The sequence below is a fragment of the Arthrobacter sp. TmtSoilC48 genome, from assembly GCF_059739425.1.
Map to the genome: position 1 here is coordinate 1,032,550 of NZ_AP046049.1, position 25,110 is coordinate 1,057,659.

Below are 25,110 nucleotides of genomic sequence, written 5' to 3' on the forward strand. Positions count from 1 at the left end.
GACAGGAGGCCTGTTTGCTGCGGATTGTTCAGTGCTCACCCTGTCACGATAGAGCACATACGCGGCGATCAGCCCAAGGCGGCCTTGGCGGCGTAACGGCGGTACCTCGTCAGGAACGCCGGCGTCCCGGAAGTCTTTGACGCAGCAACCTCGATTCCTTCAAGCGGCCAATCGGGCAGCTTTCCCGTGAGGACGCCGGCCGCTTGCCGTGCAGCACCGTTTGCCACGTATTCCCCGGGAGCGGGCACGAACACCGGCAATCTGAAGACTTCAGCGGCAACCTGCTGCACAGCCTCGGACTGGGCGCCGCCGCCCACCAGGATGATGCGGCTGGCCGCCACGCCCTGCGCCTGCAGGGCGGCGAGGCCATCGGCCAAGGAGCACAGGACGCCTTCGACGGCGGCCCTGGCCAGATTCGCGGGGGTGTAGTTGGAAACCGTGAGCCCATGGAGGGAACCTGTGGCATCCGGAAGGTTGGGCGTCCGTTCGCCTTCAAAATACGGCACAAGCGTTAGGCCGCCTGCACCTTCAGCGGCGGATAGCGCCAGCTTGCCGAATTCCTGTAAGTCCACGCCAAGCAACGCAGCGGTGGCATCGAAGATCCGGGTGGCGTTGAGCGTACAGGCAAGAGGCAGGAAGTTCTCTGTGGCATCGGCGAACCCTGCCACCAGCCCGCTCGCATCCTGGGACGGGACCGCCGACACAGCGAACACGGTCCCTGATGTGCCGATCGAAATAACAACATCTCCCACTGCGGCGCTGACGCCCAGCCCTGCTGCGGCGTTATCGCCTGCACCGGGTCCGATCAGGGCACCGCCCGGCGTCTTGCCGGATGCTTCCAAAGGCCCGACGACGGCCGGCAGCACCGGGACATGGCCGAGGGTGCCTTTGAGGACTTCCGGGAAGTATTCGCCCGTTCTGGACGAGAAGTACCCCGTGCCGGAAGCATCGGAGCGATCTGTGCGGAGCAGCTCCAAAGAGGACGGTCCTGTGCCAGGCCCATGACCGGCCAAACGCCACGACAACCAGTCATGCGGAAGGCAAACGGCAGAAGTGCGCCGGGCATTTTCCGATTCGTTTCGAGCCAACCACCGAAGTTTGCTGGCCGTCAGGGATGCCACGGGCACCGTCCCCGTGCTGGCTGCCCAATACGAAGCTCCGGCCGCGGCATCGCCTTGGCCGGCTTCAAGGATCAACTCTTCGGCGTCCAGCGCGGACCGGGTGTCATTCCACAGCAGCGCCGGGCGAACCACGTTTCCTGATTCATCCAGGCAGACCATGCCGTGCTGCTGGCCCCCGACCGAGACAGCATCGACGTCGTCCAAGCCGCCGGCCTGGCTGATGGCTTCCTGGAGGGCACTCCACCAATGATCTGGATGGACCTCGGTGCCCTCAGGATGTGACGCGCGCCCCTGCCGCACCAGGGCTCCTGTGTCAGAGTCCCTGATGACCACCTTGCAGGACTGGGTGGAGCTGTCGATCCCGGCTACGAGAGGCATGCGTTTGTTCCTTTGCGGACTGTTCTTTTGGGGGACCGTCGCCGGGACTGGCAGCCCGGAAAAACAAGGAACCTTGTGGCCCCGGCGACGGAATTGCGAATGGCTGGTCTTTAGCGCGCGCCCAGAAGGTGCTCGATGGCGAGCTGGTTGAGGCGGACGAACGCGAACGAGCGCTGGGCGGCCTTGTCGGCGTCGAACGTTTCGAAGGCGCCGGCGTCAGCCAGGAGGTCGGCGGTGGTTTCGCCGGCGTTCAAGGTGGGCTCGCCGAGTTCGAAGACGCCCGAGGTGGCCAGCGCTTCCTGAACCTCCGGATCTGCGCGGAAAGCGAGGGCGCGTTCCTTCAGGAGCAGGTACATGGACATGTTGGACTTGGCCGATTCCCATACGCCGTCGTAGCCGTCCGTGCGGGAGGGCTTGTAGTCGAAATGGCGGGGACCGTCGTACTTGGGCCCGCCGTTGGGGAAGCCATTCTCCAGGAGGTCCACCGTAAAGAAGGCGCTGGTGAGGTCGCCATGGCCGAAGACGAGGTCTTGGTCGTACTTGATCCCGCGCTGGCCGTTGAGGTCGATGTGGAAGAGCTTGCCGGCCCAGAGGGCTTGGGCAATACCGTGGGTGAAGTTCAGGCCCGCCATTTGCTCGTGGCCGGTCTCGGGGTTGAGGCCCACAATGTCGCCGTGTTCCAGCTGGGCGATGAACGCTAGGCCGTGGCCAACAGTCGGCAGGAAGATATCGCCGCGGGGCTCGTTGGGCTTGGGTTCCAGGGCAATCCGAAGACCGTAGCCCTTCTCCTTGATGTAGCCGGCGGCGGTGTCCACGCCTTCCTTCATGCGATCCAACGCGGCGGAGAGATCCTTGGAGCCGTCGTATTCGCTGCCTTCGCGGCCGCCCCACATCACGAACGTCTCGGCGCCCAGTTCAGCGGCGAGGTCGATGTTGCGCAGGATCTTGCTGAGGGCAAAGCGTCGGACGGAGCGGTCGTTTGAGGTAAATCCGCCGTCCTTGAAGACGGGGTGGCTGAACAGGTTGGTGGTAACCATCGGAACCTTGAGGCCCGTTTCGGCCAATGCGCCCTTGAAGTTCTTCAGGATGAGGTCGCGCTCGGAGGCGCTGGCGTCAAAGGGGACGAGGTCGTTGTCGTGGAAAGTGATGCCGTAAGCGCCGAGTTCACTGAGCTTATGAACGGCTTCAATGGGGTCCAGGGCTGCCCGGGTTGCAACGCCGAAGGGATCGGCGCCCGTCCATCCCACGGTCCAAAGGCCAAACGTGAAGCGGTCCTGGGGAGTTGGCTGCGGGGTCATTGTTGCTCCTTTGCAAGGCGGTGGGGAGGCCATGGATAAAAAGCACTCCAATTAGTTTTCAATCTGAACTATATGGTGGATGATGGATCATGGTCAATGGAAGCCAGCAAAAATCTTTCAAGCCCTTGAGGAGGCTGCCAGAGTGAATGAGCAAGCTGCCCCGGGGCGCGTAGGTGACGTCCGCCGTCGTAATCTTTCGCTTGTCCTGGATTCGATCGCCCGCAACGGCGACGCTAAGCCCAGTCGCGCCCAGGTGGCGGCTGGAACGGGGCTGACCAAGGCAGCGGTGTCGAGTTTGGTCGCCGATCTCGTGGAGTCAGGTCTCGTCTCCGAGGTGGGCCTGTATCGCGATGGGGAGCGGGGGCGGCCAGGCCAGGGCCTTGAGCTCAGCTCCCGCCGGGGCGTTGTCGGAATGGAAATCAACGTCGACTATCTGGCCGTGGGCTTGGTGGACCTCGGCGGGAACCTGCGTTTCAGTTCCACGGTGGAGTCCCGCAACCGCGGGCTCAAGCCGGGTGCCGTCATGGACGAACTGGGCGTGCTGGCCGGTCAGGCGAAAGCGGCAGCCGCCTCTGCCGGCATCACGATCCTCGGAGGCGGTCTTGCGGTTCCCGGCCTGGTTGATGAGCAGCACGACATCGTCCTGTCCGCTCCAAACCTCCATTGGGAGCACGAGCAATTGAATCCGCGGGCGTTGCTGGAGGACGCGCCACTCGGTGTCAGGCTGTCCAATGAGGCAAACAGCGCTGCGCTTGGTGAGCTTTGGTATGGCGACGGCCCCGCGGACTTCCTCTACGTTTCCGGCGAAGTCGGCGTTGGCGGTGGGGTAATCATCGGTTCTGAGCTCTACACGGGACCTGGCGGTTCCGCCGGAGAACTGGGCCACATCGTGGTGCATCCCGAGGGGCCTTCATGTTCCTGTGGAGGGGTTGGCTGCTTGGAAACATTCGCCGGCCAGGAAGCCATTTTCGAAGCTGCCCGCATCCCGGAGGGGTCTCTTGGCGGGCGAACCGAACTTCTGCTCGCCGCCTTGGCCGCCGATGAGCCGCATGCCAAGCGTGCAGTTCGGGACGCTGGACGGTACCTGGGCATCGCGCTCGCCTCTTCTGCGCGTCTGATGGACGTCGAAGCCGTGGTGCTCGGGGGGCACTTTGCCGTCCTCGCCGATTGGTTGAAACCGGCAGTGCTGTCGAGTTTGGAAAGATACGCACCGGGGCTGCTGAAGCCGGAAAGCCTCACAGTTTCGCGTTTGGAGCACAGTGGGACGCTGCTGGGCGCGGCAGGTCAAGTGATCCGCGCTGTCATTGAATCGCCGTCCGAATTCCTGCTGGGCAAACCCGCGTAGGGCACCTTTCCATGGGGCGGTTTCCGGGATCCGCAGGATCTCTGCGCCTGGTTCTTCCATGCAATTCATCAGCATGCTTACTATTAAGTGGTCAGTTTGTTCGCGCATGCTCAACCCACGAACAGGTGTCCCATGAGTACTCAAAATTCAGCACACACCAGCACGGCGAAGGCGGGCAGTGCTCCCGCCCCTGAAGACGAGCGCAAGCCGGATAGTCTCAACGACCTGGTGAAGCCCACTTGGATGTATATAGCCAAGAGGACGCTGCGGGAGTTCAACAAGGATCAGTGTCCCGATGCCGCTGCCGGCCTCACCTACTATGCAGTGCTCTCCCTTTTCCCCGCGCTTTTGGCGTTGGTTTCCCTCATCGGGATCTTTGGCGACGCCGGGAAAACCACCAACGCGTTGCTGGACATCGTGCAGCAGTTCGCTCCAGGGCCCGGTGTTGACGCCATGCGGCAGCCAATTGAGGAACTGACGCGCTCCAACGCGGCGGGCTTTGCACTTGCCCTAGGCATCCTGGTGGCGTTGTGGTCGGCCTCCGGGTACACCACGGCCTTCAGCAGGGCGATGAACCGCGTGTACGAAGTGGATGAAGGCCGCGGCTTCATCAAACTGCGCGGGACGATGCTCGCTGTGACCGTCGTCGCGCTTGTGGGCGCGGCACTGGCCGCCGCGATGCTCGTCCTGAGCGGACCAGTGGCGGAGGCTATAGGTAAGGCAATCGGAATGTCGGACACGATCCTCACGGTGTGGAATATCGCCAAGTGGCCTGTCCTGATCGTGCTGGTGGTCATCGTCATTGCGGTGCTCTACTACTACACCCCCAACGTCAAGCAGCCCAAGTTCCGTTGGATGAGCCCGGGATCCCTCATTGCCCTGGTTATTTTTGCCCTGGCATCGCTCGGTTTTGGCTTCTACGTTGCGAATTTCAGCAATTACAACAAGACCTACGGAACGCTGGCAGGCGTCATCATCATGCTGCTCTGGCTGTGGATCCTGAACATGTCGCTGCTTTTCGGCGCGGAATTTGACGCCGAGATGGAACGCGGGCGGCAATTGCAGGGAGGTATTGAAGCTGAAGAAAGCATCCAACTCCCGCCGAAGGATACCAAGCGCAGCGATAAGCAGCAGAAGCAGGAAGACGAAGTTATCCGCCGCGGGCAGGAACTTCGTGAGAACTACGAAGACGAAACACGCGCCAACGAAGCCCGGGAACGAAACGCAGATGCCAAAGACAAGAAGTGAAGCGCAGCGCGTCAACGGGTCCGGGACCACCCGGAGGAAGCTCAAGGCCGTTCGCGACGGCGACAGGGTGGAGATCCATGGTGAGGTTTTCCGTGTCAGCTCCGTCCAGCCCGAAGAGGGAACCCGGAATATCCGGGTGGAGTTACAAGCCAACGACGGCGGCACTCTCACCTTGATCGGTGTTCCGCGCGCGCAGGTCCACGTGCCCGCCAATCTTTAGCCGGGCTGGGGCTCCGCGCGGATTACGCCCCTGCAGGGAAGCCCTGGTCGGCGTCGTCCCACCAGCCCTCCCAGGCGCTTGACGACAGGCGCTCCGAGGCGAAGGTGGCAGTAGGCGAGTTTTCTTCAGGGGAATCGCCTGAGGAGCCGCTGTGGCTGCTGCTGGCGTCCAGGAAAAAGTTGAGAGTCTTCAAGAGCATCATGGTGGTGTCCTTTCAGTGGTTTCTTGGACCTCTTTGTCCAGGTGAAACCAGCGTAGGCGGCCATTGTTTCCTCTCATCGACGCAATGTTTCAGCTATGTACCACTTATCTAACATGGGCATTCCGCGCCTCCCCGCTGAAACAAAACGGTACGAAAAAGCGAGCCCCTGCCGTGACCGGGCAGGGGCTCGCTTGCTTTGGGGGCGGTCCTCCCGCGGAGCTTAGGGCATCCGCGGGAGGACCACGTTTCTTGGGGTTCTTGGGGTTGCTGGGGTTCTTAGGCGTACGGGAGGACAAGCTCCGCGTAACGCTGCTTCATGGTTTCCAGGACGGTATCTCCATCGGCGTCCCAGATCTCCTGGTTGAAGATCTCAACCTCGATGTCGCCCGTGTATCCGGCGTCGCGGACCCAGGTGCCGATCGTCGCGAAGTCAATGACGCCGTCGCCCATCATGCCGCGGGATAGCAGCGCGTCTGAAGCGATCGGCAGGTTGAAATCACATACCTGGTAGGAGGCAATGCGCTTTTCGCGCCCGGCACGTTCGATCTGCGCCTTCAGTTCCGGATCCCACCAGACGTGGAACGTATCGACGGCGACGCCCACAGTCCTGGCGTCGTACGGCGCGGCGAGATCCAGGGCCTGGCCAAGGGTGGAGATGAGCGCGCGGTCGGCGGCATACATCGGATGCAGGGGCTCCAGCACCAGCCGTACGCCGTTCTCCGAAGCGAACGGGACCAATTCTTCGAGGCGGTCGGCAACGCGCTGGCGGGCAGCAACCACGTCCTTCTCGCCTGGAGCAAGCCCGCCAACCACCAGGAACAGCTCCTGGGTGTCCAGCGCGACTGCTTCGCGGACGGCTTCGAAATTGTCCGCCAGCGCCGCAGCCTGACCTTCAGCATCAGCCGCCGTGAGGAAGCCTCCCCGGCACAGGGACGAAACCCGGAGGTCGGCGTCCTTGATGAGCTTCGCTGCTTTATCCAGCCCAGCCTCGGCAACACGGTCACGCCACGGTCCGATCGCGGGAATGCCGGCGCGTGCACAACCGTCAACGGCTTCGGCAAGAGTCCACTTTTTGGTAGTCGCGCTGTTCAGCGAGAGTCTGGAAAAATCGCTCATGCGCCCACTCCGTTGATCCTGAGGTAATCGGACATCCGGAATGCTGCCAGTGACGGGTCCTTCAACAAGCCAGCCTGATCGGCAAGTTCGAAGGTCTTGGCCAAGTGCAGCACAGATCGTCCCGAGTGCAGTCCTCCAACCATCTGGAACCCGGGCTGCTTGCCGTTGAGCCAGGACATGAACGCGATGCCCGTCTTGTAGTAGAACGTCGGTGCACTGAAGATGTGCTTTCCGAGCTCACGCGTAGAGTCCAGGATGGCCCGACCCTCTGCACTTTGGCCGGCGTCGTACCTCTGCAAGGCAACCGAAGCAGCGGGGTAGATGGCAGCGAAGATGCCCAGCAGGGCATCGGAGTGGTGCGTCTGGTCGCCGTCGATCAGCTCCGGATAGTTGAAGTCGTCACCCGTGTAGAGCCGGACTCCTTCCGGAAGGTTGGCGCGGAGGGCGACTTCATGGGAAGCGTCCAGAAGCGAGACTTTCACGCCATCCACCTTGTCCGCGTGCTCGCGGATCAGGCTGAGGAACGTTTCAGTGGCCACGGAAACATCGTCCGAGCCCCAGTATCCGGCCAGCGCGGGATCGAACATGGTGCCCAGCCAGTGCAGGATGACCGGTTGGTCAACTTCCTGCAGGAGCGTCGAGTAGACGTGCAGGTAGTCGTCGGCGCCGCTGGCCACCTTGGCCAATGCGCGGGAGGCCATGAGGATAACCTTGGGGCCTGCTTCGCTGACGACGGCGATCTGCTCGCGGTAGGCATCGATGACGGCCTGGATGCCGGCCGCGCCTTCAGGGAGTGCACTGATATCCAACTGGTCCGTACCTGCGCCGCAGGAGACAAGGTCCCGGACGGACTTGCCGGCCGTTGCTGAGTTGCCCGCTGCCACAACGGAAGCTGCCTCGGCACCGGTGCGCTTGATGAGCTGCTGGGTAGCTGCCCAGTCCAGGCCCATGCCGCGCTGCGCGGTATCCATGGCATCAGCCACCCCAAGTCCGTAGGACCAAAGCTCATGGCGGTATGCCAGCGTGGCATCCCAATCAAGCTGCGCCGGAGCGCCGGGGGTGTTGTCAGCAGCGACCTCAGGGATGACGTGGGCTGCGGCGTACGCGCGGCGGGCCGTCAGCGGGGCGCTCGGCTTGACCCACGCAGTGGCGGGCTGGAGGCGGTACTCGCGGGTGCCGCCGTCGTTGGTGGGAAGAATGAGTGACGTCATTAGAGGGTGATCTCCGGGATGTCGATGGTGCGGCGCTCCGCCGAGGACTGGAGGCCGAGCTCGGCAAGCTGTACACCGCGTGCTGCGGAGAGCAGGCCGAAGCGGTGCTCACGGCCGGCCACCACGTCGCGCAGGAATTCTTCCCACTGCAGCTTGAAGCCGTTGTCCAGTTCAGCGTTGGCCGGAACTTCCTGCCACTGGCTGCGGAAGGATTCGGTGACGGGCAGGTCAGGGTTCCAGACGGGCTTGGGCGTGTGGGCGCGCTGCTGCGCAACGCACTTGTTCAAACCGGCGACGGCGGAACCGTGCGTACCGTCGATCTGGAACTCGACCAGTTCGTCGCGGTAGACGCGGACGGCCCAGGAGGAGTTGATCTGGCCGATGACCTCGTCGCCGGCCGGGGTTTCGAGTTCGAAGATGCCGTAGGAAGCATCGTCAGCCGTGGCCTTGTATTCCTTGCCGGCCTCATCCCAACGCGCGGGGATGTGGGTGGCGGTCTTGGCGTTGACGCTCTTGACCTTGCCGATGATGCCTTCGAGCACGTAGTTCCAGTGGCAGAACATGTCCGTGGTCATTCCGCCGCCGTCTTCCTTGCGGTAGTTCCAGGACGGGCGCTGGGCTGCCTGGACGTCACCTTCGAAGACCCAGTAGCCGAATTCGCCGCGGATGGAGAGGATGCGGCCGAAGAATCCCTCGTCCACGAGGCGGCGGAGCTTGACCAGGCCGGGGAGGTACAGCTTGTCGTGCACGACGCCAGCGGTGACGCGGGACTCCTTGCCGATTTGGGCCAGCTCGATTGCTTCCTCGAGGGTCTCAGCCGTGGGCTTCTCGGTAAAGATGTGCTTGCCGGCGCGCATGGCCTTCTTCAAGGTGGCGGCGCGAAGGCTGGTCATTGAGGCGTCAAAGACGATGTCCACCGTGGGGTCGGCGATGACGGCGTCCAGGTCCGTGGACCATTCGGAGACCTTGTGGAGTTCGGCGAGCTCACGGATCTTGGCTTCGTTGCGGCCAACCAGGATCGGCTCCACCTGAACCTTGCTGCCGTCTTCGAGCGTGAAGCCACCGGCGTCGCGGATGGGGAGGATGGATCGCAGCAAGTGCTGGCGGTAACCCATACGGCCGGTGATGCCGTTCATGGCGATGCGGATCGTCTTTGTTTCGTAGCCCATGTTTTCTCCAGGTCCTTGTGTGCCGGCCGCTGTGCGTTGCCGGTGTTTGCAATTCGAGAAGTTGGGAAAGCGCATTCCCGTTGCATCGATCATGCACTATGCCCAGCCGGATTGGCAAGCGCTTTCCCAAAAATGGGTGAAGACTGCCATAATTTCTTTAGCGCCAGTCTCGAAGGCTTGCAGAAAAGGAGGGCCTCGTGGCCGCCAGCACATTGAGTGAAGTTGCCCGTTTGGCAGGGGTCTCCCTTGCCACGGCGTCCCGTGTCCTCAACGGTTCCACCCGTAAGCCCGCAGAGGATATCGCGGAGCGCGTCCGTGAGGCCGCGGAAAAGCTCGGCTACGTCCCCAATGCCCAGGCCCAGGCGCTCGCAAAGTCCAGCTCGGGACTCATCGGACTGATTGTCCACGACATCGCCGACCCCTACTTTTCGGCCATTGCCCGCGGCGTCCAGGAGGCGGCCCGCCAACAGAACCGCATGGTCCTGTTGGCCAGCACCTCCGGCGCTCCTTCGGATGAGCGGGAAGCTGTGGCAGCCTTCGCTGCCCGTCGCGCAGATTCAATCGTCATCGCAGGTTCACGCTCGGCACGGCCCGAGGATGAGCAAGGCAATCTGGAGCTCGCTGCCGAGTTGGATCGCTATTGCCGTAATGGCGGGCATGTCGGCGTCGTAGGTCACCCGATCGTGGGCTCCACTACCGACGAGGGCTACCACGTGGTCGAGGTGCCCAACGAGGACCTCGCCGCGGAGCTCGCTGACCAGTTGGCTGCCGTGCATGAGGGCGCCTTCGTCGTTGTTGGCGGCCCTGAAGGGCTCCTTACCTCCGATGACCGGATCCGCGGCTTCCAGCGCGGACTCGCCGACACCGGCCGGCACCCCGCCGAGGTTATCCGTACAGGCTTCAACCGCGCGGGAGGATACGACGCCGGGCTGGCGCTGGCCGAACGAATCAAGGCCTCCGGCGAACGCCTCTGCATCTTCGCGGTGAACGACGTCATGGCCATCGGTGTGACCGCCGCATTGCGGTCAGAGGGCGTGTGGATTCCCCGTGACGCAAACATCGCCGGTTTTGACGACATTGAAACGCTGCGGGACTTCCGTCCCGCCCTGTCCACGGTGTACCTGCCGCTTGAGGACATTGGAAGGCTTGCGGCCGGCGACCCTGATGGCGGCTCTGTGGTTGGCTCCGTCAAACTCCGCCGAAGCACCGAGCTGCCGGTGGAGAACCAAACAGCCTAGTTGCTTGCAGTTTTCGTGAGCGTCGCGGTCGGTGGCCCCTTGGCCGGCCAGGCCCGGGCGCAAGCGTGGATCTGGTTTTCTCGGGGTCGCGCTGGGATTACACATTTGTAGCGTTACCGCTAGGTTTGTGTAATGGCACTGAGTATCCCCGAACTGGCGAAGCGACTTAACGTCAACGAGAGCCGAGCGCGGCAGCTCGTCCAGTCCGGACGTATTCGTGGCCAACGGGTTGGCGGACGGTGGATCGTTGACGAAGCTGACGCCGTCCAGTACCGGCCTGGTAAGCTTGCTGGCCGGCCGCTCTCAGAACGCAGTGCTTGGCAACTCATGTCCTGCTTCTGGGAAGACAGCCCGGGGCGCTCGCTCCTCGCTTACTTCGAACCCTCGCCGGTCGAGAAACATCGCCTGAAACAGCGGATCAACCGACTGGAGGAGTCCCCGGACTTACTCAAGCTTCTGGCGGCATGGTTGGCCAATCGTGCCGAAAAATTCGAGTTCTCTTCCAGCCCGGATGACATCGCCGAGCTTCGGGAGGACAAACGAATCCACCTCTCCGGAGTCTCTCACCCGCGCTCTCGACTGCTGGCCAACTCAGAGGTTGAAGCCTACGTGCGACGCGACGAACTCAAGGACGTCGTCAGGGATTGGTTCCTGGTTGAGTCAATCCCTGGCAAGAGGCCGAATGTAATCCTCCGCGCCGCCGAGCAAGTCCCCGACGAACTTCCCCCACTAGTGGTGGCGGCGGACTTGGCCGAACGGCCCGGTGTCCGTGAGCAACAAGCCGCACGCGAAATCCTCAGGAGCGTCCATGCCCATTGAACTTCCCGCAATGCTCACCGAACAGCAGGAAGCGTGGCAGGCTGTTGCGGAACGGGACCATCTGGCAAACATGCTTGGTCGCCTTTCCAATGAACCGGAGCTCATGGAGCAAGTGTCGGAAGGTGCCGAGGGCGTGGAACGTCTGCGAATCTCGCTGAACTAGGTGTCGACCGGACGGCGGGATTAGCCGGTCAGCGATTACGCTCCCTAACAGCATTTGAATCGAAGTGGCGCTAGTCTTCCCCGAGCGTAATAGTGTGCAGGAAAGCGGCGTCGTTGAGCACGTTGTCCGGAAGGTCATCCTCAACGAACTCCAACATGATGTCCATATCCTTGCCGTTGCCGCGAAGGACATCGGAGACGGTCTGCCATAGGAGCTTGCGCGACCTCAGTGGATGGCGTTCAGCCTCAGGTCCCCAGGAAAAGCAGTGGACGCCCGCCAGATGGGGGAGGACTTCGTGTAACGACTCCAGCGCCTGCTGGTCGGAAAGCCCGACGGCGGGCTGCCAGTAAGTGCCGACGTTGGCGTGGTTCACACGCCGCAGGAGCTCAAGTGTTGTTTCGGGGGAGTCCGTGAGTGTGTTGCCGTGGTACTCGAAGGCGATTGCGGTCCCTTGGGCCGCGGCCAGATCGGCGATGCGTTGCGTGTCCTTAACCACCGCGTCCCAGTGCTCCTGGCTGGCGTCGGCTGAACCAAGCTCCCCGGCCCAGACCCGGATCCGACGCGCGCCTAGCGCGGCCGCGAGGCTGAGGACGGGCTCGAAATCGCCGAAAGCTCCGGATCGGTAATAGGAACCGAGCGACATGACGCTGAGGCCTGCGGCCTCGGTGGCCTCCTTGGCATGGGCAGCGGATGCGGCGTCACTGACATGGACATCAGTGCCCCACTCGATGCCTGCCAAGCCCGCGTCGGCAGAAATGCGCACGATGTCGTCAATCCCCAACTCCCGCAGGGTGACGGAACAAATGCCGGGCGTAAGGTCCGCCAACGTCGTGAGATCGATCATTTGTTCAGGATAACTGGAATGCGCTTACCCAGTAAGGTTGTATCGCCTGTCGAACACATCACTTCAGGCCTCAGATGAAATCGACGACGAGCGTGAGGTGTTGCGCTTCCGGACCTCACGCAACACGATCTGCTCCGGGCAGACGGTCGAGAGGAAGTCGCCGACTGAGAGGGCGAGCCGCTCGCCGACGAGTGAGTACAGGATGCGGTTGGCGTCCCGCCGTTCCGCGATCAGGCCTGCCTGGCGGAGCACGCTCAGGTGGCGGGAAATAGTTGGGCCTGTGGCGCTGAATCTCGCAGCGATCTCGCCCGCAGCCAACTCGCCGTCCTTGAGGTCCTGAAGAATCTGCCGCCTCGTAGGATGCGCGAGTGCGGCGAAGATGTCGGATGCCGTATCTGCCATGTTTGCAATATAGCACGATTGCTATATACAGTTTAGCTTCATTGCTAATAAGCGAAGGAGCAACGTCATGCGTGTAGCTATTACCGGTGGTACCGGGTTTGTTGGCCGTCACTTGGCAGCACGTCTAGGCAGCGAGAACACAGTGGTGATCTCTCGGCGGACAGGAGTGCAGATCGACGATGCGGATGCCCTGACGGCGGCATTCTCCGGGTGTGAGGTCGTGGTGCACTGTGCCGGCATCAATCGAGAGAACGGAGACCAGACCTTCGATCGCGTACACGTCGACGGTACCCGGGCTGTGATTGAGGCCGCCCGACGAACGGGTGTGAAGCGAATAGTTATGCTGAGCTTCCTCAGGGCCCGGCCTGACTGTGGATCGCCCTACCACGAGACGAAGTGGGCCGCCGAGGAACTCGTCCGGCGGTCCGGGATCGACCACACCATCCTTAAGGCGGGCATGATCTACGGCCCTGGTGATCACATGGTGGACCACGTGACTCGGGCCGTGCGCACATGGCCGGTTTTCGCCACTGTCGGCTATCGTGAGCGGACAGTCCGCCCGATACCCGTCGAGGAAGCCGTCAACGTATTGATTGCTGCCCTTGAGGGGCGGATTCCAAGCCCGACGGTCGCCGTTGTTGGAGCCGAAGAGCTGGAACTTGGCGCCGCTGTTCGTCGGATTGCACAAGTCGCAGGCAGGCGCCCTGTCTACTTACCCGTCCCGGTGTGGGCCATCCGCCTACTTGCGCAGCTCACGGAGTGGACAATGGTGGTCCCGCTTGTTGCAAAAGCACAAGCACAGATGCTCGCTGAGGGTGTCAGTGAACCCTCCCCGTTCGCGCCGGAGCTGCCGGAGGAAATTCGCCCAGTTCTGAGGTTCGATGTCGATCGGATCCAGGCGGCGCTGCCTGACGGTCGATTCGGTCTGAGTGATCTACGAATCGCACAATGGTGGGCCGGGCACCGCCGTCACCAGGCGGGCCGGCCCAGTCGTTAGTTCGACTTGCTCAGCGCCCGGCCCATGATCGCCTGGGTTAGCGCATCAATGACTTCGGCGTTGGCAAGGGGATTGCGGATAAGCGTGAAGTCGACATCTCCCACGGGAGGCAAGTCAAAGCGTTGGGTGATGACTTTGAGGTCTTCGGGAACCAGGGACGCCGGCATCACGGCCACGCCAATACCCGCCCGGACTGCGGCCAGTACGCCGCTGATCTGCTTGGTGCTGCATGTGATGCGCCACGTGCGCCCGGCGGCTTCCAAGGCGTCGATGGCCAACTTCCGGCTCAGGCTTGGCGCGGGGTATGCGATCAGCGGCACGGGCGCGCCCGGCTCCAGGACGGTTTGCTCAACGCCAACCCACGCGAAGTTGTCATGCCGGACCACGGTGCCTTCCTTGGCGCCAGCCACCCACTTCACGAACACGAGGTCCAGCTGGCCGGCGTTGAGGCGTTTGTAGAGTTGGTCGCTTTGGCTGACGGTCAGTTCCAGGTTGATCTGCGGATACAGTTGTCGGAATTCGCGCAGGATCCGCGGGAGCCCTGTGATGGCGAGGTCATCCGCCGTGCCAAACCGGAGGCGGCCCCGCATTGCGGAACCGGAAAAGTATCGTGCTGCGGAGTCGTGGGCGGCAAGGATGCTGCGGGCAAAACCCGCCATGGCGTCACCGTTGTCCGTCAGCCGGACTTCCCGGGTGTCACGGGCCACCAGGACCCGCTTGGCGGCGGCTTCAAGCTTGCGGACGTGCTGGCTCACCGTTGGCTGGGCCAACCCCAACCGCTCGGCCGCCTTGGTGAAACTCAGCGTCTCTGCGACGGCCAGGAAGGAGCGGAGCTGGACAGGTTCAAACACACGGAACTCCTCGGGAGGGTGGAAAAACTGCGAAAGCGCGGGAGCGTCATTGCAATCCGCAATGCTAGTTATAGGCGTAATACGCTTCCATAATTGCTGCTGGCAACCATAGCGTTAAAGGCATCCCACCGAAACTCTCGATCCGAGGACTACCTTTGGCACCCCCACCGCCTTCAGCGGCAAACGTCAGCCAGCCCGTCATCGATTCCCTGTCCGCGCCGCAGACGCCGGACACCGTCACCCAGCCACTCGCCGTCGTAAGCGAAAAGCTGCCCTGGCGGCACACCTTCATCTCCTTGAAAGTACCTAACTTCAGGATCTTCGCAATTGGCCACTTCATCGCCGTGATTGCGATCTGGATGCAGCGCATTGCCCAGGACTGGATGGTGCTCCAGCTCTCTGGTTCCGTCACCGCGGTCGGAATTACCGTGGCGCTGCAATTCATGCCGTCGTTGTTCCTTGGCCCGTGGGGCGGCATGATGGCAGACCGCTTCGCCAAGCGAAAGATCCTCATCATCTGCCAGTCCGCGGCAGCCGTTCTGGCTGCGACGTTGGCGGCGCTTTCCCTCAGCCAGCGCGTAGAAGTCTGGCACGTCTACGCGATCGCCCTGGTCCTGGGCTTTGTGACCGTCCTGGACCAGCCGGCGCGGCAGGTATTCGTCAACGAACTCGTCGGTCCCAAGTACCTGCGCAACGCCATCAGCGTCAACTCAACAACCTTCCAGCTCGGTGGCCTGATCGGCCCGGCACTCGCGGGATGGCTGCTCACCGCCGTGGGCGCTGGCTGGGCATTCGCGGCCAATGCAGTCGCATGCTGCTCGACCGTCGCTATGCTCTTGATCCTCCGCAAAGACCAGCTGCATCTTAGCCGGCCGACGCCCCGCAAGAAGGGCATGCTGCGCGAAGGCCTCCAGTACGCGCTCAGCAAACCCACTATCTACTGGCCATGGTTGATGGCCGGGTTCGTGGCTGTTTTCGCAATGAGCCTCCCGGTCCTGCTGGCCGCCTTCGCGGACCACGTGTACGACGCCGGGGCCGGAGGCTACGGCCTGCTGAACGCGATGGTCGCGCTCGGTGCACTGATAGGCGCGGTCACGTCCACGCGGCGCCGTCAGCTCCGGTTGCGGTCGGTGGTGCTCTCGGCGGGCTTGTACGGCTTGATGCTCTGCCTATCGTCCGTGATGCCGTCGATGGTCTGGTTCAGCGTCTCCATGGTCCTGGCTGGATTCTGGTGCCTCATGTTCCTCACGGCGGCAAACCAGATGGTGCAGACCAGTTCCAACATGAGCATTCGAGGCCGGGTGATGAGCCTGTACTTAGTGGTGCTCATCGGCGGCCAGGCAATTGGCGGCCCCGTCATGGGGTGGCTCGCCGAGCACCTGGGGCCGCACTTGGCCATCCTCGTCGCAGGCGGTGTGCCGGCAGCGGCGGCGGCTGTTGTCGCCGTCGTGCTGGCCCGGAAGGCTTCCCTGCACATCAAAGTGGACCTGCGTGACCGGCGTCGAGTGCTCCGGATCGTGGACCGGACACAGACTGCATAGCGCAATAACCGAACGCAAACAGAAAGGCAGTGCCTGCGGGGAGCCGCAGGCACTGCCTTCTTGCTGTGGAGCCTTTAGGCTACGGGCGCTTTCGCCGCAGCCGGCAAGTGTGGGTACTCCGCGGAGCGTCCCTGGAACTCGAGCACATCCGGGTTGCGGATGACGCCGTCGCGAATCTCGATCGCACGGGAGATCGTCTCATTGGCGTCCCACGCCTCCGGACCTGCGGCCACAGTCTCCAGGAATGGCAACAAAGCCTCGCTGATCTCCCAGCTGGCCGAGTTCCACAGGTAGGAAGGACTGTGATCAACGGCGTAGTAGTTCACGTGCCCGCCCACCCGGAACATGGGTTCATCGAACGTTGTGGACCTTGCCCAGCTGAATCCCATCCCGGGATCGCAGGACACATCCACGATCAGGCTGTCCGGCCGGAAATCGGCCAGGTCCTCTGTCCGCAGATACGTCAGCGGGGAATTCGGATCCTGCAAGGTGCAGTTGACCACAATGTCCGCGGCAGCGAGGAACGGGGCCAGTGGTTTGCGACCCCCGTCTGTGATGACTTCGCTCAGAAACGGTGCATTGTTGTCGTGGTCGAACTGCACGATCCTCACTGAGTGGATCGGAGATCCCACCGCGGCGACACCCCTGTTCGTCAGGACCTGGACATCATGGACGCCGTGCGCATTCAACGCTGTCACGGCTCCGCGGGCAGTGGCGCCAAAACCGATGACCACTGCTGTCAGGCGACGACCGTAATCACCCGTCGAGCCGGTCAAAGCCAGGGCATGCAGCACGGAGCAGTATCCGGCAAGCTCGTTGTTTTTGTGGAAGACGTGAAGTCCGAAGCCGCCGTCGGCAGCCCAGTGGTTCATGGCTTCGAAAGCGATGAGAGTTAGCTTTTTATCTATCGCGAGTTGGGTGATGGCCTCGTCCTGGACGCAGTGCGGCCAACCCCAAAGGGTCTGCCCGTCCCGAAGTTCCGCAAGATCCTCGACCTGCGGTTTGGGCAGCAGAATGACGTCGTTCCCGGCGATGAGCTCCTGCCGGGTCCCCAGCCCACCCACAAGCCCGGCGAGTGTGCTGTCCGGAACACCAAAGCGTTCGCCGTAACCATATTCAAGGTGGAGCCGTTGGCGCAGTTCCGGAGCAATGCGCTCAAGATGTTGAGGGTGGATCGGTAGCCGTTGCTCGTTGGGCTTCAGCGAAGAACCCAGGACGCCAATGCTTAGCGGACCTTGCGCCCCAATCACTTTTTATGGCCGGTTGCGGGTTTCGCGGCCGCAGTGTCGGGCGTCTCGGCGGCCCGTTTGTCAGCGCGCTTTTCCTTGATTGATTTACTGGATTTCTTCGATGCAGCTTGGCGCGGTGATTTGTCGCCCATGATGGCTCCCTAGAGCGGAGCCGAAATGGCTCCTGACTCCTGACGATACACCCCGCGCCTGAGCAGCTTGGTATCGGGCTGACTCACTGTGCAGGCTCGACGGCGGGCCGGCCATGCGTTACGCGGTGGCTGACGCGATCCGCGGTGTCGTCAACCCGAACGAAGTGCTCCACAGGCTCCATGTAGAACCGGGCACTGTTGATGACGCCCTCTTCCACGCCGAAAATGATGACGCCGGTGAGCTCATGCGGCGTGCCATCCCGCCACGAGCCCTGCATGTGCAGCTCGGTCCAAGCTTGGTTGCCGGACACGCTATGGGAGACCATGCGAACTCTGATGTTCGGCACTCCTGTGAAGAGCTGCTCCCAGTTGATGCGGATAGCGTCCCTGCCCGTGAAGCCCCTGGTGGGGTGGGCAGGCGTCTCATTGACGTAGCCAGGCGCGAAGCATTCGGCCAAGGCTTCCAGATCATGCTTGTTCGTGGCTTCCAGCAGGCGGTGGATGACGGCGAGTGGACCCGCCTCAGCATCGTCGGTGAGAGTCATTGGAGGACCTCCCGGATAGGTGGATGTATCTACGAGTTTAGGCTTGGTGGCCGTCGGGGTCGACGGGTGCGGGGCCTTATCTGGCGAGTGCCGGGTTTCACGCGCAAAGAGGGCCAGGACCATACAGGGTTCCCAACAAGATGACCCCCTGCCCGGAGGCAAGGGGTCATGATGGAGCGGGCGACGGGAATCGAACCCGCGTATCGAGCTTGGGAAGCTAGCGCTCTACCATTGAGCTACGCCCGCGTCGCTCCGGTTATTCGCCGGAGCGAGTCCTAGCTTAGCGCAGTTGCGGGGGTCCTCATGACAGGCGCGCAACCATGTCTACTTGAAGAGCTTCAGGCCGTTCCATCCGGATCCAACCTGCGCGTAGGTAGTCCAGGAACCCCTGCCGAGGCCGTAGTTGTACAGGTTGCCATCCGCAGTTTGTGCAGTGATGCCGCGCGTGCCTGCGCCGGTGAGCCCGAAGCCCGGAAGCAGCATGCGCATGTACTGCCAACCTGTGCCCACAGTGGTGGCCGGGCCAAAGAAACCAGCCCAGCCGTCTCCCCGGTAATTGATCAGGGATCCGGAAGCTGTCCTTGCCAGGATGTCGTTCGCGCCGTCGCCCTCCCAGTCCGCCATGGTCAGTTCCATGCCGTTCCAGCCCTTGCCGATGACCTGCGGAGCGCTCAGGGCGCCGCCGAAGGTGTTGGGGTAGTAGCGCAGCACACCATCCGGAAAATACCCGACGACGCCGGGCCGCGGGTGCGCGTGCGTCCACTTGCCCACGGTGATGGTCATGCGATCCCAGCCGCCGTTCCCCACGACAACCTGACCGGCGAAGCCGCCGCCCGGGAGGCCGAGGTAAACGCCCAGGACGCCGTTGTTCCACTGCGCAAGGATGTCGTAAATGCCATCAATGTCCCAGTCCACTACGAAGCCCTGCTTCAAGCCGGTCCAGCCCGAACCGATCTGGACGGGCGCCCCATACCCGCCTGCCGCCGTCGCGGGGTAACGCAGCATCCGGCCGGAAGAGTCGGCAGCTACGAGGTCGGCGCCGGACTTGATGCTCGCGGCGGCCGCCGGATTTCCGGCGAAGTAATGCTCCAGCGTCGGGAATCCGCGCCGGTTCATATCAGTGGCCAACGCGACGCCAACATAGCGCAAGTGCCAGGGCTCGTAGCTGTACCCGGTGGTGCCCGTGTAGCCGTTGGGGTACCGGACGATGAAGCCGTACTTGTGGGCGTTCGCTGCCACCCATTTGCCGGCCGCTGTGTCGCCGAAGCAGGTGCTCAGGCCACAGGAACCGGCAGCATTGCCGATGTCCATGGCAAGGCCGGTCTGGTGTTCGCTGTACCCGGGACGTGCCGAGATGGTGTCCGCATAGGCCTGGCCGTAGATGCTGACGTAGTAGGAGTAAACCTGCTGCTGCTGGGCATAGGACCGGTAGCCGCTCACGATCGACAGGCCGCCGGTCCCAGCGTCCGCCGCGCCCTGGAAGAGGCCATTGAGCCAGGCAGCGGCTTCGGCCCGCATGTACTGGCCGGAGCCGCGGGCATTGATGAGGTCGCTGGGGGCGTAGCTGACGGGATTCAGTGGCCTGGATTTATTGACCAGTACAGAAAAGCTTGCAGGGTTCCCGATGGGATCCACGCTGGGCAGGGGATTCACCGTGGTAGGCGCGGCCACTTTATTCGCAACTGTGGATGCCACTGTCGTAGGGGATGTTGCTGATGCCGCCGACGCAGGCGCAGCGGCCATGACTCCACCAGCCACCGCCATGGCGAGGAATGCAGCGCAAGCAGCCAGCCGCCGTCGTGCGTTCCCACGGACAAAGTTCCCACGGACAAACGGATGTTTCAGTACTCGCATTACGCCCCCAATTTGGTTTTGCCAGCGGCACGAACTCTACCCGGCCCGGGACTATGTGTCAGCTGTGTCTCAGATACGCCGGCAGGTAACCATTCGGTGAAGGCTCGTTTGTCGTGTGTCGCAGGCAAGCGCGGCTGACTATTCTGAAGGTGTTAGCTGCAGTGTATGGGGAACCGGGCTACGACATTCGAACCGTACGCCGAAAGAGGTTTCCGTGGCATTTGCAGACTATGAAGTGGTGATCAGCAGGGATGCCATGACCGTCTATGGATTCCTGATGGATGGTATGAACAACTCCCTCTGGCGCTCGGGAGTGCGCAGCATCTCGCTCCGATCCGGTGTCCGTGGCCAGAAGGGCGCGGTCTATCAGCAGACGCTCACTGGCCCGGGAGGACGGCCGATCGCTGCAGACTTCGAGATCACGGAGGCCCGGCCGGGCGCAGAAGTGCGCTTCGCCGTGGTGGCCGGACCCGCCCGGCCCACGGGCGGCTACTACCTCAGCACCGAAGGCAAGACGACGCGGCTCAGGTTCGCCCTGGAGTACCACCCCAAGGGCCTGCAGAAACTCATGAACAGCATGATCCAGAAAACCATGGAAAGTGAAGTTGCCCAGTTGGAGCAGCTCAAGACCGTTATTGAGTCCGCGCAGGCGGTTTGATTACCGGGCGGTTCCCTACTGGGCGAGCTTGAAACCACTCCAGCCGCCACCGACGCTGACCGGCGTCGTCAGTCCTCCCGAGGTGAGGTCCCAATACTCCAATACACCGTTGGTGCCCAGGCCCGCGATGCCCGTGGTGTTTGCGCCGGTAACTCCTTGAAGTGACCGCAAACCGGTGTAGTCGGTCCATGCCGCACCCACCACTGGCCTGGCCTCCTGCTTCGGAATGGCCAGTCCGCTGCCGCGATACAGCCTCAGGTACCCATTGGGCTCAACCGCGAGGAGATCCTGGAAACCATCGGCGTTGTAGTCCACCATGCTGAGCCGGACGGCCTTGTTGCCTGTTCCGATCGCCGCCTGGGTTCGTATGTACGTCATTCCGGAATTCTTGTAGAACCAGAGCCCGCCGGAGGCATCCATGGCCACAATTTGCGGGAGGCGGTTGTTTGCACACCAAGTACCCACGGCTATGTTGAGGGACTCCCAACCCTGGCCCAGGACTCCGGGCGATCCGAAGCCGCCAGACTGCCTGCCCGGGTACACAAGGAGCGCTCCATCCAGGCGTTGGGCGATGAGGTCAAAAACGCCGTCGCGGTCCCAATCCGATACGAATAGCTCCTTCAAACCGGTGAAACCGATTCCAATCTTGCGGGCCGCGCCGTACTTGGCGTCACCTAGGGAGGGGTAGGAATAAACCGTTCCGTCCGGGCTGATGGATACAAGGTCTGCAGCGCTGCGGATGGCCGCCGCGCTGAGATTCACTGTAGGCGGCTGGTACTTGCCGCCGGGTTCACACACACCCACGGGATCCGTCGGCGGCGTGACCGTCCCACCCGGGCGCGTAGTGGTTCCGGCGGGCAGCGTGGTGTAACCGAAGAAGTTCACCACGCCCCACAGTGTGTAGCGGTTGGGGGTGGTCTGCCAGTTGCCGTCCGTGTAGGTGATCCCGATGCCCATCACATTGAAGCGCGGATCGCGCAGCAGGGCGTCGTGGCCGGGAGACCCCTTCCACCACTCCACCAATTGGGCAGCGTCACGATCCCACCGGACGGCAATGACCTCACCAGCACCGTTGTTCGGGTTGAGCGCACGCGGGTCCATCCAGAAGTTTGGCCTGTGCTGGATCACTTCGCGGCTGGCGATGCTGTCCGACCATTCCTGCGCCATGCTCGCCACCGTTGCGTGATACTTCACCGGGGCAAGGCCCAAAGAAGCGCGATAGCTGTTGATGGCGTTGAACACGGTCAAGATGGCCGCGGTGTTGTCGTCCGGGAGTAGCGCGAGGGCACCGTTGTCCGGGTCGGCATCGCTGCTGGGGGTCTTGCCGGGGAAAGGAGTGGGTGAGGGGGAGGGCGTGGGCGCGGGTGTGGGTGTGGGTGTGGGCGGGGACGCGGGTGAAGATGGCGTGGGCGTGGCTGGCGTTGGTGACGGCGCGGAAGCCGTTTGTGACGGCGTAGATGTTTGGGTTGGTGAGGGTGTTGGCGTCGTTGTTTGAGTCGGTGAGGGTGTTGGCGACGGCGACTCCGACGGACCAGGCCCTGCGGCAGGCGCTGTTGGCGTTGGAACGGAGGTGGGGGAAGCCGACGCGGCGGGAGGACCGGGGACCGCTGGCTCGTTGGCTTCTGGACTCCCGGAGGGAGTGCCTTCAGAGGAAGGATCGTCCGGACCCCATGAGGGACCGATGTTCGGCACCGGAGGAGGTGTCTCAACCATCGGATCTACTGCGACCGGCCTGGTCGGCGCTGCACTTTCGGAACCGGAATCCGTCCCCGAACCGGGGCCCGGCGTAGGGTCGCCAGCTGCTTCGCTGGCGTCGGGGGTCGCCCCCAAAGGTGCGGGGTCCGGCGTCGTACTCGTTTCAGGGGCCGTGAGACCGGACGGCACGCTGCCCGAAGAAGTAGTGCCGCCGCTTGGGAGGGCCTCTGTAGCTGGCAGGATTTGGCTGGACGCGGCTACCAATATGGCTAGCGCGCCAGCCAGCACGATAGCCGCAGGCGCTGACAATTTCCCCACAATTACCCCGCGAATGCTCGTTGCCCCCAAGTACGGGCGCGGCTTTACATGTCCGGGAACTATAGTCCCATGGGGCGGCCCGGACAATGCATGGGGTATTTTTGATGCTGTGCTGATCTCTGACCGCGATATTCGTGCCGAAATAGACTCCCAACGGATTGTCCTTGAACCGTACGATCCCGCGATGGTTCAGCCGTCTTCCGTGGACGTACGGATTGACCGGTTTTTCCGGCTCTTCGACAACCACAAATATGCCCACATCGACCCCGCCGAGGAGCAGCCCGAGCTGACCCGGTTGGTGGAAGTGGAAGGCAATGAGCCTTTCATCCTGCACCCGGGTGAATTCGTACTGGGCTCAACGTACGAGACAGTGAGCCTGCCCGACGACATCGCTGCGCGCCTTGAGGGCAAGTCGTCCCTCGGCCGGCTCGGTTTGTTGACGCACTCCACCGCAGGCTTCATCGATCCGGGCTTCTCCGGGCACGTGACGCTGGAACTTTCCAATGTGGCGACGCTGCCAATCAAGCTGTGGCCCGGCATGAAGATCGGCCAGTTGTGCTTCTTCCGCCTGACGTCCTCAGCGGAACACCCCTACGGTTCCGGTGAGTACGGTAACCGCTACCAAGGCCAGCGCGGACCCACCGCCAGCCGCAGCCACCAGAATTTCCACCGGACTGCCATCTAGCCGGAACCGGACGGGCGTCAGGCGCTGACCGTCAGGCGCTGACCGTCAAGCCCTGACGGTCAGGCAGCGGCGCGCTCGGCAGCCCGCGGCGGTGTCCGGGGGCTCCTGCGCAGTGCCTTGACGACAGGCTCCACGAAGCGAGCGGCCAGCGGACCCGTGATAGCCATGATGAGGACATAAGCCGTGGCCAGGGCTGCCACCTCGTCCGGCACGGCTCCCGAGGCCACGGCCAGGCCAGCAATGACGATGGAGAATTCACCACGCGCAATCAGGGCCGCTCCCGCACGGAAGCGGCCCGGCATTGCAATGCCCGCCCGTTTGGCGGCCCAGAATCCGGTGAACATTTTGGTGGCCGTTGTCAGCAGGGCGAGCAGCAACGCCCAGCCCAGGACCGGTGGGATGGATGTAGGGTCCGTGTTGAGGCCGAAGGCAACGAAGAAGATTGCCGCAAACAAGTCCCGGAGTGGTTCAAGGATGCGGGTCGCATTGTGGGCCGTGGCGCCGGAGATGGCGATGCCGAGCATGAAGGCACCCACGGCAGCTGAGACCTGGAGGGCGGAGGCGACACCGGCCACCAGGAGCGCCAGGCCGAGCACGTTCAGGAGGAACACTTCCGAATTCTCGCTGTGAACGGCTTGGGAGACGCGGTGCCCGTGTTTGAGCGCGATCATCAGGACCACCGTGACGACAGCCAGCGCGATTCCCACCGTCTGCAGCCCACCCAGGAACCCGACACCGGCCAGGATGGCAGTAAGAATGGGTAGGTAGATGGCCATCGCGAGGTCCTCGAAAACGAGGATGGAAAGCACTACGGGAGTTTCGCGGTTACCGATCCGGCCGAGGTCCGTGATGACCTTCGCCGCGATTCCTGAGGACGATATATAGGTAACGCCACCCATCACGATGGCGCCCACGAGACCCCAGCCCAGAAGAAGGGCAATCCCGGCGCCGGGGAGGAAATTCAGGACAAAGTCCAGTACACCGGCCTGCCACGAACGTCTGAGTCCGGTGACGAGTTCAGATGCGGTGTATTCCAATCCGAGCATCAGCAGCAGCAGGATGACCCCGATTTCGCCTGAAAGATGGGCGAATTCATGCATGCCATCCAATCTGACGAAGCCGCCCGCACCGAAGGCCAAGCCACCCACCAGGTAAAGCGGAATGGGAGACATGCCAATCCGGCCCGCTAGCCGAGCAAGGAGACCGAGGCAGAAGACGACGGCCCCCAGTTCAACGAGGGCTAGTGCGAGCGGATCCATGGCGGGTCAGCCGTTGCGGAGGATATCGGCCGCCGAGTCGAGGCCTTCCTGGGTGCCAACCGCAACGAGCAAATCACCCGTGTGAAGTACGACGTCGGGTGCAGGCGAGGGGACGACCTCCCCTTCACGCATGATCGCGACGATCGAAACACCACTGCGGGTTCGGATCTGGGCTTTGCCCATGGGCTGGTTCACGAACGGGGAGTCAGGCGTGATGGAGAACTGGCGGGTCACGATGCCAGGTATCTCACGGTGGGCCTCTGCCAGGCGCATGGCAATGTGCTGCCCGCCGAGGAGATTGCCCAGGGTTGCGGCTTCATCGGCCGTGAGGGGAATGGAAGCCTGGCACGTATCCGGGTCATCCCATGTGGACACGAAGAGCTCGGTCTCGCCTTCTCGAAGCTCCACGACACCGATGCGACGGCCCGAGGCCGTGACGAAATCCTTACGGACCCCAAGGCCCGGGAGTTCAGTCTCATCCACGTTCATATCTCCACCCTAACTCTGTTGGATCTGCACTGGTACGGCGTTCGCGCTCAGCTGTTGCAGTGA

26 protein-coding genes and 1 tRNA gene are annotated in these 25,110 nt (G+C 62.8%); 10 read left to right on the forward strand and 17 right to left on the reverse strand.

Going from position 1 to position 25,110, the window contains the following annotated elements; translation table 11 throughout:
- Positions 1-68: 68 nt before the first annotated feature.
- Positions 69-1,499: a xylulokinase gene (locus AC6I97_RS04920; RefSeq protein WP_224089375.1), complete on the reverse strand. Its 1,431-nt coding sequence runs from the start codon at positions 1,497-1,499 to the stop codon at positions 69-71.
- A 110-nt stretch (positions 1,500-1,609) separates the two neighbouring features.
- Positions 1,610-2,797 carry a xylose isomerase gene (xylA, locus tag AC6I97_RS04925; RefSeq protein ID WP_497944235.1) on the reverse strand — a complete coding sequence of 396 codons (1,188 nt, stop codon included), beginning with the start codon at positions 2,795-2,797 and terminating at the stop codon, positions 1,610-1,612.
- Positions 2,798-2,879: 82 nt separating this feature from the next.
- Between xylA and AC6I97_RS04930 the strand changes: the two genes are divergently transcribed.
- From AC6I97_RS04930 to AC6I97_RS04940, 3 genes are all read left to right on the forward strand, one after another.
- Complete coding sequence (locus AC6I97_RS04930) at positions 2,880-4,142, forward strand: ROK family transcriptional regulator (RefSeq protein ID WP_497946932.1); 1,263 nt, start codon at positions 2,880-2,882, stop codon at positions 4,140-4,142.
- A 132-nt stretch (positions 4,143-4,274) separates the two neighbouring features.
- On the forward strand, positions 4,275-5,390 hold the full coding sequence (locus tag AC6I97_RS04935; RefSeq protein ID WP_497944236.1) for a YihY/virulence factor BrkB family protein: 1,116 nt from the start codon (positions 4,275-4,277) through the stop codon (positions 5,388-5,390).
- Positions 5,371-5,610 carry an Hsp15 family protein gene (locus AC6I97_RS04940; RefSeq protein ID WP_497944237.1) on the forward strand — a complete coding sequence of 80 codons (240 nt, stop codon included), beginning with the start codon at positions 5,371-5,373 and terminating at the stop codon, positions 5,608-5,610. Before AC6I97_RS04935 ends, AC6I97_RS04940 begins: the two co-directional genes overlap by 20 nt.
- A 22-nt stretch (positions 5,611-5,632) precedes the next feature.
- On the opposite strand, the gene AC6I97_RS04945 is transcribed toward AC6I97_RS04940, so the two are convergent.
- From AC6I97_RS04945 to AC6I97_RS04960, 4 genes are all read right to left on the reverse strand, one after another.
- Entirely contained in the window at positions 5,633-5,812 is a 180-nt protein-coding gene (locus AC6I97_RS04945) for a hypothetical protein (protein WP_497944238.1), read from the reverse strand.
- A gap of 276 nt (positions 5,813-6,088) precedes the next feature.
- Positions 6,089-6,928: a sugar phosphate isomerase/epimerase family protein gene (locus AC6I97_RS04950; RefSeq protein WP_497944239.1), complete on the reverse strand. Its 840-nt coding sequence runs from the start codon at positions 6,926-6,928 to the stop codon at positions 6,089-6,091.
- On the reverse strand, positions 6,925-8,139 hold the full coding sequence (locus tag AC6I97_RS04955) for a dihydrodipicolinate synthase family protein (RefSeq protein WP_497944240.1): 1,215 nt from the start codon (positions 8,137-8,139) through the stop codon (positions 6,925-6,927). Before AC6I97_RS04955 ends, AC6I97_RS04950 begins: the two co-directional genes overlap by 4 nt.
- On the reverse strand, positions 8,139-9,308 hold the full coding sequence (locus tag AC6I97_RS04960) for a Gfo/Idh/MocA family protein (RefSeq protein ID WP_497944241.1): 1,170 nt from the start codon (positions 9,306-9,308) through the stop codon (positions 8,139-8,141). The genes AC6I97_RS04955 and AC6I97_RS04960 overlap by 1 nt, the downstream gene beginning before the upstream one ends.
- Before the next feature lie 197 nt (positions 9,309-9,505).
- Here AC6I97_RS04960 and AC6I97_RS04965 point away from each other — a divergent pair, with 197 nt between their 5' ends.
- From AC6I97_RS04965 to AC6I97_RS04975, 3 genes are all read left to right on the forward strand, one after another.
- Positions 9,506-10,546, forward strand: a complete 1,041-nt coding sequence (locus AC6I97_RS04965) for a LacI family DNA-binding transcriptional regulator (protein WP_497944242.1) — start codon at positions 9,506-9,508, stop codon at positions 10,544-10,546.
- Between the two features lie 132 nt (positions 10,547-10,678).
- On the forward strand, positions 10,679-11,365 hold the full coding sequence (locus AC6I97_RS04970) for a helix-turn-helix domain-containing protein (protein ID WP_497944243.1): 687 nt from the start codon (positions 10,679-10,681) through the stop codon (positions 11,363-11,365).
- On the forward strand, positions 11,355-11,528 hold the full coding sequence (locus AC6I97_RS04975) for a hypothetical protein (RefSeq protein WP_309928602.1): 174 nt from the start codon (positions 11,355-11,357) through the stop codon (positions 11,526-11,528). The genes AC6I97_RS04970 and AC6I97_RS04975 overlap by 11 nt, the downstream gene beginning before the upstream one ends.
- A 70-nt stretch (positions 11,529-11,598) precedes the next feature.
- Here AC6I97_RS04975 and AC6I97_RS04980 read toward each other — a convergent pair whose 3' ends face one another.
- Both AC6I97_RS04980 and AC6I97_RS04985 read right to left on the reverse strand, forming a co-directional pair.
- Positions 11,599-12,372: a sugar phosphate isomerase/epimerase family protein gene (locus AC6I97_RS04980; RefSeq protein ID WP_497944244.1), complete on the reverse strand. Its 774-nt coding sequence runs from the start codon at positions 12,370-12,372 to the stop codon at positions 11,599-11,601.
- A gap of 63 nt (positions 12,373-12,435) precedes the next feature.
- Positions 12,436-12,774 carry a metalloregulator ArsR/SmtB family transcription factor gene (locus AC6I97_RS04985; RefSeq protein ID WP_224165551.1) on the reverse strand — a complete coding sequence of 113 codons (339 nt, stop codon included), beginning with the start codon at positions 12,772-12,774 and terminating at the stop codon, positions 12,436-12,438.
- A gap of 67 nt (positions 12,775-12,841) precedes the next feature.
- On the opposite strand from AC6I97_RS04985, the gene AC6I97_RS04990 reads away from it, so the two are divergent.
- Positions 12,842-13,771: an NAD-dependent epimerase/dehydratase family protein gene (locus AC6I97_RS04990; protein ID WP_497944245.1), complete on the forward strand. Its 930-nt coding sequence runs from the start codon at positions 12,842-12,844 to the stop codon at positions 13,769-13,771.
- On the opposite strand, the gene AC6I97_RS04995 is transcribed toward AC6I97_RS04990, so the two are convergent.
- Positions 13,768-14,622 carry a LysR substrate-binding domain-containing protein gene (locus AC6I97_RS04995; RefSeq protein ID WP_223934726.1) on the reverse strand — a complete coding sequence of 285 codons (855 nt, stop codon included), beginning with the start codon at positions 14,620-14,622 and terminating at the stop codon, positions 13,768-13,770. The two genes, AC6I97_RS04990 and AC6I97_RS04995, sit on opposite strands and share 4 nt — an antisense overlap.
- A 155-nt stretch (positions 14,623-14,777) precedes the next feature.
- Between AC6I97_RS04995 and AC6I97_RS05000 the strand changes: the two genes are divergently transcribed.
- The gene (locus tag AC6I97_RS05000; protein ID WP_224089353.1) at positions 14,778-16,163 is read left to right on the forward strand and encodes an MFS transporter; all 1,386 of its coding nucleotides are present in this window, start codon (positions 14,778-14,780) and stop codon (positions 16,161-16,163) included.
- Between the two features lie 74 nt (positions 16,164-16,237).
- Here the strand turns inward: AC6I97_RS05000 and AC6I97_RS05005 are convergent, their stop codons facing one another.
- From AC6I97_RS05005 to AC6I97_RS05025, 5 genes are all read right to left on the reverse strand, one after another.
- Entirely contained in the window at positions 16,238-17,413 is a 1,176-nt protein-coding gene (locus tag AC6I97_RS05005; protein WP_497944246.1) for a N(5)-(carboxyethyl)ornithine synthase, read from the reverse strand.
- Positions 17,410-17,544: a hypothetical protein gene (locus AC6I97_RS05010; RefSeq protein WP_263422272.1), complete on the reverse strand. Its 135-nt coding sequence runs from the start codon at positions 17,542-17,544 to the stop codon at positions 17,410-17,412. The genes AC6I97_RS05005 and AC6I97_RS05010 overlap by 4 nt, the downstream gene beginning before the upstream one ends.
- Positions 17,545-17,627: 83 nt before the next feature.
- Positions 17,628-18,089 carry a nuclear transport factor 2 family protein gene (locus tag AC6I97_RS05015; protein ID WP_309928597.1) on the reverse strand — a complete coding sequence of 154 codons (462 nt, stop codon included), beginning with the start codon at positions 18,087-18,089 and terminating at the stop codon, positions 17,628-17,630.
- A gap of 172 nt (positions 18,090-18,261) precedes the next feature.
- Positions 18,262-18,335, reverse strand: a tRNA-Gly gene (locus AC6I97_RS05020).
- A 78-nt stretch (positions 18,336-18,413) separates the two neighbouring features.
- Positions 18,414-19,784: a M15 family metallopeptidase gene (locus tag AC6I97_RS05025; RefSeq protein ID WP_497944247.1), complete on the reverse strand. Its 1,371-nt coding sequence runs from the start codon at positions 19,782-19,784 to the stop codon at positions 18,414-18,416.
- Between the two features lie 373 nt (positions 19,785-20,157).
- Here AC6I97_RS05025 and AC6I97_RS05030 point away from each other — a divergent pair, with 373 nt between their 5' ends.
- Complete coding sequence (locus tag AC6I97_RS05030) at positions 20,158-20,601, forward strand: SRPBCC family protein (RefSeq protein ID WP_224089345.1); 444 nt, start codon at positions 20,158-20,160, stop codon at positions 20,599-20,601.
- A gap of 15 nt (positions 20,602-20,616) precedes the next feature.
- Here the strand turns inward: AC6I97_RS05030 and AC6I97_RS05035 are convergent, their stop codons facing one another.
- Positions 20,617-22,605 (reverse strand): CAP domain-containing protein, encoded by a 1,989-nt coding sequence (locus AC6I97_RS05035; protein ID WP_497944248.1) that lies wholly within the window; start codon positions 22,603-22,605, stop codon positions 20,617-20,619.
- Positions 22,606-22,723: 118 nt separating this feature from the next.
- Between AC6I97_RS05035 and dcd the strand changes: the two genes are divergently transcribed.
- Entirely contained in the window at positions 22,724-23,299 is a 576-nt protein-coding gene (dcd, locus tag AC6I97_RS05040; RefSeq protein ID WP_216927188.1) for a dCTP deaminase, read from the forward strand.
- A 59-nt stretch (positions 23,300-23,358) separates the two neighbouring features.
- Here dcd and AC6I97_RS05045 read toward each other — a convergent pair whose 3' ends face one another.
- Positions 23,359-24,558: a cation:proton antiporter gene (locus tag AC6I97_RS05045; protein WP_224165545.1), complete on the reverse strand. Its 1,200-nt coding sequence runs from the start codon at positions 24,556-24,558 to the stop codon at positions 23,359-23,361.
- Between the two features lie 6 nt (positions 24,559-24,564).
- Positions 24,565-25,047 (reverse strand): cation:proton antiporter regulatory subunit, encoded by a 483-nt coding sequence (locus AC6I97_RS05050; protein ID WP_309928594.1) that lies wholly within the window; start codon positions 25,045-25,047, stop codon positions 24,565-24,567.
- Positions 25,048-25,110 lie beyond the last annotated feature (63 nt).

Bases quoted from the DNA above. Each gene is read 5' to 3' on its own strand.
- AC6I97_RS05045 (WP_224165545.1), bottom strand. From the start codon at position 24,558: ATGGATCCGCTCGCACTAGCCCTCGTTGAACTGGGGGCCGTCGTCTTC.
- AC6I97_RS05010 (WP_263422272.1), bottom strand. From the start codon at position 17,544: ATGGGCGACAAATCACCGCGCCAAGCTGCATCGAAGAAATCCAGTAAA.
- AC6I97_RS04935 (WP_497944236.1), top strand. From the start codon at position 4,275: ATGAGTACTCAAAATTCAGCACACACCAGCACGGCGAAGGCGGGCAGT.
- AC6I97_RS05050 (WP_309928594.1), bottom strand. From the start codon at position 25,047: ATGAACGTGGATGAGACTGAACTCCCGGGCCTTGGGGTCCGTAAGGAT.
- AC6I97_RS04920 (WP_224089375.1), bottom strand. From the start codon at position 1,499: ATGCCTCTCGTAGCCGGGATCGACAGCTCCACCCAGTCCTGCAAGGTG.
- xylA (WP_497944235.1), bottom strand. From the start codon at position 2,797: ATGACCCCGCAGCCAACTCCCCAGGACCGCTTCACGTTTGGCCTTTGG.
- AC6I97_RS04990 (WP_497944245.1), top strand. From the start codon at position 12,842: ATGCGTGTAGCTATTACCGGTGGTACCGGGTTTGTTGGCCGTCACTTG.
- AC6I97_RS04955 (WP_497944240.1), bottom strand. From the start codon at position 8,139: ATGACGTCACTCATTCTTCCCACCAACGACGGCGGCACCCGCGAGTAC.
- AC6I97_RS05015 (WP_309928597.1), bottom strand. From the start codon at position 18,089: ATGACTCTCACCGACGATGCTGAGGCGGGTCCACTCGCCGTCATCCAC.
- AC6I97_RS04980 (WP_497944244.1), bottom strand. From the start codon at position 12,372: ATGATCGATCTCACGACGTTGGCGGACCTTACGCCCGGCATTTGTTCC.
- AC6I97_RS04985 (WP_224165551.1), bottom strand. From the start codon at position 12,774: ATGGCAGATACGGCATCCGACATCTTCGCCGCACTCGCGCATCCTACG.
- AC6I97_RS04940 (WP_497944237.1), top strand. From the start codon at position 5,371: ATGCCAAAGACAAGAAGTGAAGCGCAGCGCGTCAACGGGTCCGGGACC.
- AC6I97_RS04945 (WP_497944238.1), bottom strand. From the start codon at position 5,812: ATGATGCTCTTGAAGACTCTCAACTTTTTCCTGGACGCCAGCAGCAGC.
- AC6I97_RS04975 (WP_309928602.1), top strand. From the start codon at position 11,355: ATGCCCATTGAACTTCCCGCAATGCTCACCGAACAGCAGGAAGCGTGG.
- AC6I97_RS04970 (WP_497944243.1), top strand. From the start codon at position 10,679: ATGGCACTGAGTATCCCCGAACTGGCGAAGCGACTTAACGTCAACGAG.
- AC6I97_RS04950 (WP_497944239.1), bottom strand. From the start codon at position 6,928: ATGAGCGATTTTTCCAGACTCTCGCTGAACAGCGCGACTACCAAAAAG.
- AC6I97_RS04960 (WP_497944241.1), bottom strand. From the start codon at position 9,308: ATGGGCTACGAAACAAAGACGATCCGCATCGCCATGAACGGCATCACC.
- AC6I97_RS04930 (WP_497946932.1), top strand. From the start codon at position 2,880: ATGGATCATGGTCAATGGAAGCCAGCAAAAATCTTTCAAGCCCTTGAG.